The sequence below is a fragment of the Aeromicrobium sp. REDSEA-S32_B7 genome (assembly GCF_001626145.1).
Classification (GTDB): Bacteria; Actinomycetota; Actinomycetes; order Propionibacteriales; family Nocardioidaceae; genus Aeromicrobium; species Aeromicrobium erythreum.
The window spans coordinates 1-10,682 of sequence record NZ_LUNF01000185.1 but is presented as its reverse complement, the minus strand read 5'-3'; the positions used below and the strand labels follow the sequence as shown (position 1 = coordinate 10,682).

At 72.7% G+C, this 10,682-nt stretch carries 9 protein-coding genes; 1 reads left to right on the top strand and 8 read right to left on the bottom strand.

Annotated features, from left to right (window positions below):
• The 5 genes from A6Q79_RS12800 to tkt form a co-directional block, all read right to left on the bottom strand.
• Positions 1-569 (bottom strand): glucose-6-phosphate dehydrogenase assembly protein OpcA (locus A6Q79_RS12800; RefSeq protein WP_317698570.1); only part of this gene is annotated, 569 nt, incomplete at its 3' end.
• On the bottom strand, positions 569-2,086 hold the full coding sequence (gene zwf / locus A6Q79_RS12795) for a glucose-6-phosphate dehydrogenase (protein ID WP_286689756.1): 1,518 nt from the start codon (positions 2,084-2,086) through the stop codon (positions 569-571). The genes A6Q79_RS12800 and zwf, both read right to left, overlap by 1 nt.
• A gap of 9 nt (positions 2,087-2,095) precedes the next feature.
• Entirely contained in the window at positions 2,096-3,700 is a 1,605-nt protein-coding gene (locus A6Q79_RS12790; protein ID WP_317698568.1) for a glucose-6-phosphate isomerase, read from the bottom strand.
• Between the two features lie 3 nt (positions 3,701-3,703).
• Positions 3,704-4,792, bottom strand: a complete 1,089-nt coding sequence (tal, locus tag A6Q79_RS12785) for a transaldolase (RefSeq protein WP_286689758.1) — start codon at positions 4,790-4,792, stop codon at positions 3,704-3,706.
• Positions 4,793-4,875: 83 nt separating this feature from the next.
• Positions 4,876-7,053, bottom strand: coding sequence for a transketolase (gene tkt, locus A6Q79_RS12780; RefSeq protein ID WP_286689759.1), 2,178 nt, complete (start codon positions 7,051-7,053; stop codon positions 4,876-4,878).
• Between the two features lie 170 nt (positions 7,054-7,223).
• Here tkt and A6Q79_RS12775 point away from each other — a divergent pair, with 170 nt between their 5' ends.
• Positions 7,224-8,138, top strand: coding sequence for a heme o synthase (locus A6Q79_RS12775; protein ID WP_067857666.1), 915 nt, complete (start codon positions 7,224-7,226; stop codon positions 8,136-8,138).
• A 381-nt stretch (positions 8,139-8,519) separates the two neighbouring features.
• On the opposite strand, the gene A6Q79_RS12770 is transcribed toward A6Q79_RS12775, so the two are convergent.
• The 3 genes from A6Q79_RS12770 to A6Q79_RS12760 all read right to left on the bottom strand — a co-directional run.
• Positions 8,520-9,422, bottom strand: coding sequence for a heme A synthase (locus A6Q79_RS12770; RefSeq protein ID WP_289017377.1), 903 nt, complete (start codon positions 9,420-9,422; stop codon positions 8,520-8,522).
• Complete coding sequence (locus A6Q79_RS12765) at positions 9,413-10,186, bottom strand: ABC transporter permease (protein ID WP_286689761.1); 774 nt, start codon at positions 10,184-10,186, stop codon at positions 9,413-9,415. The genes A6Q79_RS12770 and A6Q79_RS12765 overlap by 10 nt, the downstream gene beginning before the upstream one ends.
• The coding region (locus A6Q79_RS12760; protein WP_317698559.1) for an AAA family ATPase at positions 10,183-10,682 on the bottom strand (500 nt) is incomplete at its 5' end. The genes A6Q79_RS12765 and A6Q79_RS12760, both read right to left, overlap by 4 nt.

Here is a 10,682-nt window from a genome sequence, read left to right as displayed (position 1 = left end):
CCCGTGGCCTGGTCGAGGGCGGCGGCCAGCAGGGCACGCCACGGCGTGAGGCGCGTCCACGACAGGTCGGTGTCGCCCGGGCTGTAGTGCCGCGCCGTCGCCTTGAGCGTCCGGACCGGGGAGTCCGACGCCTCGGCGTCGGTGAGCCGGCGCTGCGCGAGCCGGCCGATCGGGTCCTGCGACGGGTCCGTCGGCGGCTTGCCCGGCCACCACACCACGACGGGGGAGTCGGGCAGCAGCAGGGGGAGCACGACCGACTCCGCGTGCTTGGTGAGCGGTCCGGAGAGCCGCAGCAGGATGGACTCGCCGGCGGCGTTCTCGCCCACCCGCACCGTCGCGTCGACCCGCGGGTGACCGCGACCGTCGCCGAGCACGATGCCGATCACGCGCGACGGGTGCTCGCGCGAGAGCGCCGCCGCCGTGCGCAGCGACTCGCCGACCGTCTCGTCGTCGGTGACGACGAGCGCCGTCAGCACCATGTCCATGGCGGGGCTGCCGGAGTCGACCCGGGCCCGGACGAGGGCGCGGGCGATCTGCGGCGACGTCGTGTTCTCGAGGTTGATCTGCATCAGGGACGCCTCCAGGTGCGACCGTCGCGCTCCATCATGGCGTCGGCGGTGGGCGGACCCCACGTGCCCGACGTGTAGGTGTCGATGCTCTTCTCCCGCTGCCAGTGCGCAATGACCGGGTCGAGGATCTTCCAGGAGAGCTCGACCTCCTCCTGCTGCGGGAAGAGCGGCGGGTCGCCTAGGAGCACGTCGAGGATGAGCCGCTCGTACGCCTCCGGGCTGCTCTCGACGAACGCCCCGCCGTAGGCGAAGTCCATGAGCACGTCGCGGATCTCCATCGTCGTGCCAGGGACCTTCGCGCCGAAGCGCAGCGTGACGCCCTCGTCGGGCTGGATCCGCATGACCAGCGCGTTGCGGCCCAGCTCCTCGATGTCGTTCTTGCTGAACGGCTGGTGCGGCGCCGCCTTGAAGACCACGGCCACCTCGGTGACGCGCCGACCCAGCCGCTTGCCGGTGCGCAGGTAGAACGGCACGCCCGCCCACCGCCGCGTGGCGATGTCGATCTTGATGGCCGCGTACGTCTCGGTGCGCGAGCCCTCCGGGATGCCCTGCTCCTCGAGGTAGCCGACCACGTGCTCGCCGCCCGCCCAGCCGGCGGTGTACTGGGCCTGCGCCGTGTGCTGGGCCATCGGGGTGGCGGGCCGCGCGTTCGCGAGGATCTTCTGCTTCTCCAGCCGCAGGCTCTCGGCGTTGAAGGAGACCGGCTCCTCCATCGCGATGAGCGCCATCAGCTGCAGCAGGTGGTTCTGGATCACGTCGCGCGCCGCACCGATGCCGTCGTAGTAGCCCGCGCGGGTGCCGATGCCGATGTCCTCGGCCATGGTGATCTGGACGTGGTCGACGTAGTGGCTGTTCCACAGCGGCTCGAACATGCCGTTGGCGAAGCGCAGCGCCAGGATGTTCTGGACCGTCTCCTTGCCGAGGTAGTGGTCGATGCGGAACACGCTCTCGCGCGGGAAGACCTCCGAGACGAGCGTGTTGAGCTCCCGGGCCGACGCGAGGTCGTGCCCGAAGGGCTTCTCGATGACGACGCGGCGCCAGCCGCCGGACTGGTCGGCGAGCCCGTGCTCCTTGATCTTGCCGACGACCACGGGGAACAGGCCGGGCGGGATCGACAGGTAGAAGGCGTGGTTGCCGCCCGTGCCCTGCTGCTCGTCGAGCTCGGCCATCGTCGCGGCCAGCTGCAGCCACGCGGCGTCGTCGTCGAAGGAGCCCGGCACGAAACGGATGCCCGCCTCGAGCTGGCTCCAGACGGTCTCGCGCCACGGCGTGCGCGCCCCGGCCTGCGCGGCGGCCTTCAGCATCTCCGAGAACGACTGGTCGCCGAAGTCCTGCCGGGCGAAGCCGACGAGCGCGAAGCCCGGCGGGAGCAGGCCGCGGTTGGCGAGGTCGTAGATGGCCGGGATCAGCTTCTTGCGCGCCAGGTCGCCCGTGACGCCGAACATGACCACGCTGCACGGGCCCGCGATGCGCGGCAGGCGCCGGTCGCGGACGTCGCGCAGCGGGTTGCTCTGCATCGCCACGGCTCAGCCCAGCAGGTCGCGCAGCGGGGCGGCCGCGGCCTGCGGGTCGGAGAGGTGCAGGCGCAGGACCGGACGGCCGTGGTCGCGCAGGACCTGCGCGTCGCCGGCCGCCTGGGAGGCGATGAACTCCCCGAACGTGAAGTCGCGACCGGGGACCGCGAGGTCCTCGTGCGGGTCGCTCGTCAGCTGGAGGAACACGCCCGTCGCCGGGCCGCCCTTGTGGTACTGGCCCGTGGAGTGCAGGAACCGCGGCCCCCACCCGAACGTGACGGGGCGCCCGGTCCGGCGGGCGAGCTGCTCGCGCAGCCCCGCGTAGGCGCTGAGGTCCCAGCGGTCCAGGTAGGCCTGGACGGCGAGGTACCCGTGCTCGTCGTCGACCTGCGCGAGGAGCTGCTCCACGGCGTCGGCGAGGCTGGAGGCGTCGGTGCCGAACGCGGAGACCGGTCCCTCGACCAGGTCGGCGCCCGGCTCGTCGTCACCGCCGCCGCTGAGCTTGTCGCGAGCGGCCTGCTTGGCGCTCTCGACGTCGGGCTGGTCGAACGGGTTGATGCCGATCAGGGCGCCCGCGACGCTCACGGCCACCTCCCACAACAGCATCTGCGCTCCGAGGCCGCCGGTGACGCCCGCGGCCCAGCCGGACGTGCTCGTCGGGGTGTCCGAGGAGCCGGAGACGGCCAGGAAGGAGTCGGGCGTGCTCGGCTCGACGTTCACCGCGTGGCTGCTCTCGACCACGACGGGCAGGATGCCGTGGCCGATCTTGCCCGTCGACTCGGCGACGAGCTGCTCGATCCAGTCGCCGACGCCCCAGGCCACGGCCGTGCCGGCGTCGTGGTCGAGGAGCACCAGCTTGTCGACGGAGGAGCGGTTGGCGACGCCGAGCGCGGCCCCGAGGCGCAGCGCCGGGTTGGCGGCGTCGTCGGCGAACAGCGTCGCCGTGGCGTCGGCGGCCTCGTCGAGCAGACCGCCGATGTCGGCACCGGCGAGACCGCTCGGCACCAGGCCGAACGCGGTGAGCGCGGAGTAGCGACCACCGACCTCGGGGTCGGCGTGGAACACGCGGTACCCGGCCTGCGTCGCCTGCTCGTCGAGCGGCGAGCCGGGGTCGGTGACGACCACGAGGTGGTCGGCAGGGGAGAGCCCCGCCTCGGTGAAGGCGTGCTCGTAGGCGCGACGCTGGCTGTCGGTCTCGACGGTGCCGCCGGACTTGCTCGACACGACCACGACCGTGCGCTCGAGGCGGTCGGCGATCGCCGTCCGCACCATGTCGGGCTGGGAGGAGTCGAGCACGGTCAGCTCGACGCCGGCAGCGGCGCAGATGACCTCGGGGGCCAGCGACGAGCCGCCCATCCCGCAGAGGACGACGTGGTCGAGACCGCGCTCGTGCAGCTCGGCACGCAGCGCCTCGACCTCGGCGACGAGCGGTCGCGACGACTCCGCGAGCGTCGTCCAGGACAACCGCTTGGCCGCCTCGGACTCCGCGTCGGGACCCCACAGGGTGGCGTCGTGGGCGTGCAGCCGCGAGGCGAAGCGGTCGGCGACGAGCTCCGCGAGCGCGGCGTCGAGGGCGGCCTGGTCGGCGACGGTGAGCGTGACGTCCGGTGCCGCCATGGCTCAGGCCTTCTCGAGCTCGGAGCGGACGCTGTCGAGCAGCTCGGCCCAGGAGGCGTCGAACTTCTCGAGGCCCTCCTTCTCGAGCTTGGCCACGACCTCGTCGTAGCCGATGCCCTTCGCCTCGAGGTCGGCGATGACCTGGCGGGACTCGTCGTAGCGGCCGGTGACCCGGTCGCCCTCGACCTCGCCGTGGTCGGCGAAGGCCTGCAGCGTCTTCTCCGGCATCGTGTTGACGGTGTCGGCGACCACGAGCTCGGTCACGTAGAGCGTGTCGGGGTAGGCAGGGTCCTTCACGCCGGTGGACGCCCACAGCGGCCGCTGGGGGCGGGCGCCGCGCTCGCGCAGCGAGCCGAAGCGCTCGGAGCCGAAGACCTCCTCGAAGGCCTCGTACGCGAGCCGCGCGTTCGCGATGGCCGCCTTGCCGCGCAGGGGGTCACCCTCCTCGAGCCGGCCGTCGACCTCGCTGTCGACGCGGCTCACGAAGAACGACGCCACCGAGTGGATGGCCGAGAGGTCGCGACCGGCCTCGGCGGCGCGCTCGAGACCCTCGACGTAGGCGTCCATGACGGCGCGGTAGCGCTCGAGGGAGAAGATCAGCGTGACGTTGACGCTGATGCCCTCGGCGATCGCGTCGGCGATGGCCGGGAGGCCCTCGACGGTCGCGGGGATCTTGATGAGCAGGTTCGGCCGGTCGACCGTCTCCCACAGCCGCTTCGCGATCGTGGTAGTGCGGGCGGTGTCACGGGCCGCGCCCGGGTCGACCTCGATCGAGACGCGGCCGTCGACGCCGTCGGTGCGGTCGTGGACGGGTCGCAGCACGTCGCACGCCTCGCGCACGTCGGTGGTCGTGAGGGCGAAGACCGTCTCGTCGACGTCGGCACCGGCGGCCTTCAGCTCGGCCACCTGGGCGGCGTAGCGGTCGCCGTCGGAGAGCGCGGAGGCGAAGATCGTCGGGTTCGTGGTGACGCCCACGACGCCGCCCTCGGTGACGAGCTCGGCGAGGTTGCCGGACTCGATGCGCTCGCGGGACAGGTCGTCCAGCCAGATGGAGACCCCGGCGTCGGCCAGGGCCTGCAGTCGCTCGTTCATGGTGCTCCTCCTGCCGCCGTCCGGCGGCGTGATGGTCGGGGTGGGACCCGCGCCGGCGGCGCAGGCCCCGTTGCTGTGCGCGCTCAGTGCTGGTCGGGCAGGACCGGACCGCTCGGGCGTGCGTGGAACGGTGCCTCCGCGGCTCCGACCGCGTCGATCGAGGCGCGGGCGGCGTCGGCGACGGCGCCGGGCGTGATGCCGAACTCCTGGTAGAGCCGCTGGAAGTCGGCCGAGGCACCGAAGTGCTCGATCCCGACGACCTGGCCGGCGTCGCCGACCACGTCGCGCCAGCCGAAGGACACGCCGGCCTCGACGACGACGCGGGCACGGACGGACGGCGGGATCACGCTGTCGCGGTACCCGCTGTCCTGCTGCTCGAACCACTCGCGCGACGGCATCGACACGACACGGGCCGCGATGCCGTCGGCGGCGAGCGCCTCACGGGCCTGGACCGCGATCTCGACCTCGCTGCCGGTGCCGACCAGGACGACGTCGGGGGTGACGACCTGGCCGTCGCGACGGGCCTCGAGCAGCACGTAGGCGCCCTTGGCCGTGTCGGCGGCGTCGCCCCAGGTCTCGCCGTCGACCTCGCCGCGCGGGTAGGTGCGCAGGTTCTGCCGGCTCAGGGCCAGCGCGACCGGACGGTCGTGGATGCCGAGCAGCGTCTGCCACGCGGCGACCGTCTCGTTCGCGTCGGCGGGCCGCACGACGTCGAGGCCGGGAATGGCGCGCAGCGCCGCGAGGTGCTCGATCGGCTGGTGCGTCGGGCCGTCCTCGCCGAGGCCGATGGAGTCGTGGGTCCAGACGTAGGTGACGGGCAGCTGCTGCAGCGCGGCGAGGCGCACCGCGGGGCGCATGTAGTCGCTGAACACGAGGAACGTGCCGCCGTACGGCCGGGTCGGGCCGTGCAGCGCGATGCCGTTGAGGATCGCGCCCATGGCGTGCTCGCGGATGCCGAAGTGCAGCACGCGGCCGTACCAGTCGCCCTGGAACTTCTTGGTCGACCACTCCGGCGGGATGAACGACGGCTCGCCCTTGGGGGTCGTGTTGTTCGACCCGGCGAGGTCGGCGGAGCCGCCCCACAGCTCGGGCAGGACGGGGGCAAGCGCGGTGAGCACGTCGCCGGAGGCGGCGCGCGTGGCGACGCCCTTGTCGCTGGCCTCGAACGTCGGCAGCGCGTCGGTCCAGCCCTCGGGCAGCTCGTGCGCCTGGAGACGGTCGAGCAGGGCCGCGCGCTCGGGCTGGGCGGACCGCCAGGCGTCGTAGGTCTCCTGCCAGGCGGCGTGCGCCTCGGCGCCACGCTCGCGGGCCGCGTGCGTGTGCGCGATGACCTCGTCGGCGACCGCGAACGTCTGCTCGGGGTCGAAGCCGAGGAGCTCCTTGGTGGCCGCGATCTCGTCGCCGCCCAGCGCCGAGCCGTGCGAGGCGCCGGTGTTCTGCGCCGACGGGGCGGGCCAGGCGATGATCGAGCGCAGCACGATGAGGCTCGGCTTGTCGGTGACCTGCTCGGCGGCCTGGTAGGCGTCCCACAGCGCGGGGACGTCCTCGCGGTACTCGCCGCCGCCGTGCGTCCAGTCGACCGTCTGCACGTGCCAGCCGTACGCCTCGTAGCGGGCCGCGACGTCCTCGGTGAACGCGACGTCGGTGTTGTCCTCGATCGAGATCTTGTTGTCGTCGTACAGGACCGTCAGGTTGCCGAGCTTCTGGTGGCCGGCGAGCGAGGACGCCTCGGCCGACACGCCCTCCTGCACGTCGCCGTCGGAGCAGATGACGTAGACGTGGTGGTCGAACGGGCTCTCGCCGGCGCCGGTCTCGGGGTCGAGGATGCCGCGCTCGCGGCGGGCGGCCATGGCCATGCCGACGCCGTTGGCGATGCCCTGGCCGAGCGGGCCGGTGGTGACCTCGACGCCGGGGGTGTGCCCGTGCTCGGGGTGGCCCGGCGTCTGGCTGCCCCACGTGCGCAGGCTCTTGAGGTCCTCGAGCGTCATCGGGTAGCCGGCGAGGTAGAGCTGCACGTACTGCGTGAGGCTCGAGTGGCCGCACGACAGGACGAAGCGGTCGCGACCGATCCACGACGGGTCGTTCGGGTCGTGCCGCATGAGCTTCTGGTAGAGCAGGTAGGCCGCCGGCGCGAGGCTCATGGCGGTGCCGGGGTGGCCGTTGCCGACCTTCTCGACGGCGTCGGCAGCGAGCAGACGCGCGGTGTCGACCGCCTTGGCGTCGAGCTCGGTCCAGTCCAGGGTTGCAGAGGTGCTGGTCACGGTGCTGGTCGCTCCTGGGTCGTGGGGAAATTCTGGGGAGGGACGTGGTGGAGCCCTCGGTTCGACCCTATCGCCGAGCGTCTAGACTCTGCCAGGTGAGTGCACTTCGGTCGAGCAGCCGCAACGACCCCTCGTCGACCCCGGCGGAGGACGCTGGCGCGGACACCCGCGTGGTGACGTCCAGCCAGGTCCGTCGCAGCGGTCCGGTCGACGTGCTCAACGCCTACGTGGCGCTGATGAAGCCGCGCATCATCGAGCTGCTGCTCCTCACCACGGTGCCGGTCATGTTCCTCGCCGCGCGCGACGTGCCGTCGTTCTGGCTGATCGTCGCGACCGTGGTCGGCGGAACCCTCTCCGCGGGCAGCGCCAACGCGCTCAACTGCGTGTTCGACGCCGACATCGACCAGAAGATGCGGCGCACGTCGCGTCGACCGCTGCCGCGCCACGGTGTCTCCACCGCGGGTGCGCTCTGGTTCGGCCTGGCTCTCGCCGTCGTCTCGACCCTGTGGCTCGGCCTGCTGGTCAACTGGCTCTCGGCCGGGCTCGCGCTCGCCGCCAACGTCTTCTACGTCGTCGGCTACACGATGCTGCTGAAGCGCCGCACGCCGCAGAACATCGTGTGGGGCGGGGCGGCCGGCTGCTTCCCGGCGCTCATCGGCTGGACCGCCGTCACGAACGAGCTGGCCTGGCCGCCCGTCGTGCTCTTCCTCGTCGTCTTCTTCTGGACCCCGCCGCACTTCTGGTCCCTCGGCCTGCGCTACCGCGACGACTATTCGGCCGCCGGCGTGCCGATGCTGCCGTCGGTGGCCAGCGCCGCCACGGTGTCGCGCCAGATCGTCGTCTACTCGTGGGTCATGGTCGCCACGTCGCTCGCGCTCTGGCCGGTCGCCGGCATGGGCTGGTTCTACACGGGTGTCGCGATCCTGCTGGGCATCGTCTTCCTCGTCGAGGCCTACGACCTGCGCTCGCGCGCCAAGGACACCGAGGAGCTGTCGGTCATCAAGCCGATGCGGCTCTTCCACTTCTCCAACGCCTACCTCGCGCTGCTGTTCGTCGCTGCGGCGGTCGACCCGTTCCTGCGCTGAGCATCGAGCGGCTCGGCCCGGACGACTGGCGGCGGTTCCGCGCCGTCCGCCACGCCGCGCTGCGCAGCGACCCTGACGCGTTCGCCGCGTCGGCGCACCGCTGGCTCGACGACCTCGACGTCGAGCCGCGCTGGCGGGAGCGGCTCGAGGCGGTCGCCACCTACGTGGCCTGCCTCGACGGGACCGACGTCGGTACCGCGGGCGTGAATGGCCGGCAACGCCGTGGGCCTGCGCTTCTACACGCGCTGCGGCTTCGTCCTCACCGGTCCGGAGCCCGACGCCGAGGGCTGCCTCACCATGACCCGCCCCCGCTGACCGTGACCCCGCTGACCGTGACGATGTGGCCCCTGAACGTTCCGGATCGGGGCCACATCGTCACGGTCAGTGCTGGAGCTGGGGCTCGCGCACGTGGGTACGGGTGAGCACCACGAGCCGGGTGCCGACCGACACGAGCACCGCGGCACCGACGAGGTGCACCGCGACCAGCGCGATCGGCAGGTCCGTGAAGTACTGCACGAAGCCGATGACGCCCTGCGCCAGCTCGGCGACGAGCAGCAGCGTGGCCGCGCGGACGGCGAGCGGGCTGGTGCCGCTGCGACGCAGCACGAGGATGGTCGCGATCGTCAGGGCGACGAGGAGGTAGACGCCCCACGCGTGCACGTGGCTCCACAGACGCGGGTCGAGCCCGTTGCGGGGTGCGTTCACGTCGCCGGCGTGCGGCCCGCTCCCGGTGACGACCGTGCCCAGGTAGACGACGACCCAGAGCGTCGCGTACGTGGCCAGCACGAGACGGCGGGCGAGCACCGGCACGTCGTCGGCGACGTCGCCCCGCACGCGCAGGAGCAGCCAGGTGGAGCCCGCCACCAGGAAGAGCGACAGCACGAGGTGCAGCGCGACGATCCAGGGGTTGAGGTCGGTCAGGACGGTGATGCCGCCGATGACGCCCTGGAACGGGATGCCGACGGCCAGCACGACCGCGAGCCGACGCAGGCCGCGACCCTCGGACCAGCGCCACACCGCGACGACCGTGCCGATCGCGATGGCGATGAGCACGTAGGTGAGCAGCCGGTTGCCGAACTCGATCAGGCCGTGCAGGCCCAGGGCGCGGTGCGGCACGAACGACTCGTCGGTGCAGCGCGGCCAGGTGGGGCACCCGAGCCCGGAGGCGGTGAGGCGCACCAGCCCGCCGGTCAGGATGATGACCGTGTTGGCGACGAGGCTGGCCCACGCCCAGCGCTCGACGACGTCGCGGGTGGGGGTCCGGAGACCGAGCGTCATTCCCATCGGAACGTCCTTGCGGTCAGGGCGGTGCCGACGGCCGCCCAGGCCGCGAGCACCACGAGGGGGAGCAGGTCGACGGTGCCGGCGTCGAACGCCGTGCGCAGGCCCTCGCCGAGCGCGCCGGACGGCAGCAGCTGCAGCAGTCCCTGCGCTCCGTCGGGGTAGCGCGAGAGCGGCACGATGAGTCCGCCGCCGACCAGGAGGAGCACGTACACCAGGTTCGCGACGGCGAGCGTGGCCTCCGCGCGCAGCGTGCCCGCGATGAGCAGCCCGAGCGAGCCGAACGCGGCGGTGCCGAGCACGGCGAGCACCACGAGCCACAGCCACGGCGCCACGCCACCGGCGGGCGACCAGCCGAGCGCGAGCGCCACCGAGGCGAGCAGCACCAGCTGCACGACCTCGACGACGACCACCGCGGCGACCTTGCCGACGAGCAGGCCCCAGCGCGGCAGCGGCGACGCGCCCAGCCGCTTGAGCACCCCGTAGCGACGCTCGAAGCCGGTGGCGATCGCCAGCGACGTGAACGACGTGGAGAGCACGGCCAGTCCGAGTACGCCGGGCGTGACGATGTCGATCGGACGACCGGCGCCGAGGTCGACGACCTTGCCCGAGCGGGTGCCGGCCACGAGGAGCAGGAGGGGGACGACGAGCGTGATGAGGAGCTGCTCGCCGTTGCGGGCGAGCAGGCGCAGCTCCATGCGGGCCTGCGCGGCCAGCATGGCCGGGGTGCGGGCCGCGCCAGGACGCGGCGAGAGGTCGAGGCTCATCGCAGGGCCCGTCCGGTGAGGTCGAGGAACCGGTCCTCGAGCGTCTGCTTCTCCACGAGCACCGACTCCGCGAGCACGCCCTGGCCGGCGAACCAGGCGGTCAGCGTGGCGAGGAGGCCGGGGTCGACCGTGCCGACGACGACGTACTGCCCGGCGGCCGTCTCCCGCACCTTGGTGTCGGCGGGCAGCGCGGTCATGAGCGCGTCTAGGTCGAGCCCGGGCCGGGCAGCGAACCGGACCGTGTTCTCCGCGCCGGAGCGCACGAGGTCGGCGGGGGAGCCGCTGGCGATGACGCGCCCGGCGTCGACGATGTGCACGACGTCGCTGAGCGTCTCGGCCTCGTCCATGAAGTGCGTCGTGAGGACCACCGTGACGCCGCTGGCGCGCAGCTCGTCGAGCAGGTCCCACGTGGCGCGCCGTGCCTGCGGGTCGAGCCCGGCGGTCGGCTCGTCGAGGAAGACGAGCTCCGGGCGACCGACGACGGCCATCGCCAGGC

Excerpts from the sequence above, each read along its gene's own strand:
- tal (WP_286689758.1), bottom strand. The coding sequence starts at position 4,792 with ATGAACGAGCGACTGCAGGCCCTGGCCGACGCCGGGGTCTCCATCTGG.
- A6Q79_RS12770 (WP_289017377.1), bottom strand. The coding sequence starts at position 9,422 with ATGGGAATGACGCTCGGTCTCCGGACCCCCACCCGCGACGTCGTCGAG.
- A6Q79_RS12765 (WP_286689761.1), bottom strand. The coding sequence starts at position 10,186 with ATGAGCCTCGACCTCTCGCCGCGTCCTGGCGCGGCCCGCACCCCGGCC.
- A6Q79_RS12790 (WP_317698568.1), bottom strand. The coding sequence starts at position 3,700 with ATGGCGGCACCGGACGTCACGCTCACCGTCGCCGACCAGGCCGCCCTC.
- zwf (WP_286689756.1), bottom strand. The coding sequence starts at position 2,086 with ATGCAGAGCAACCCGCTGCGCGACGTCCGCGACCGGCGCCTGCCGCGC.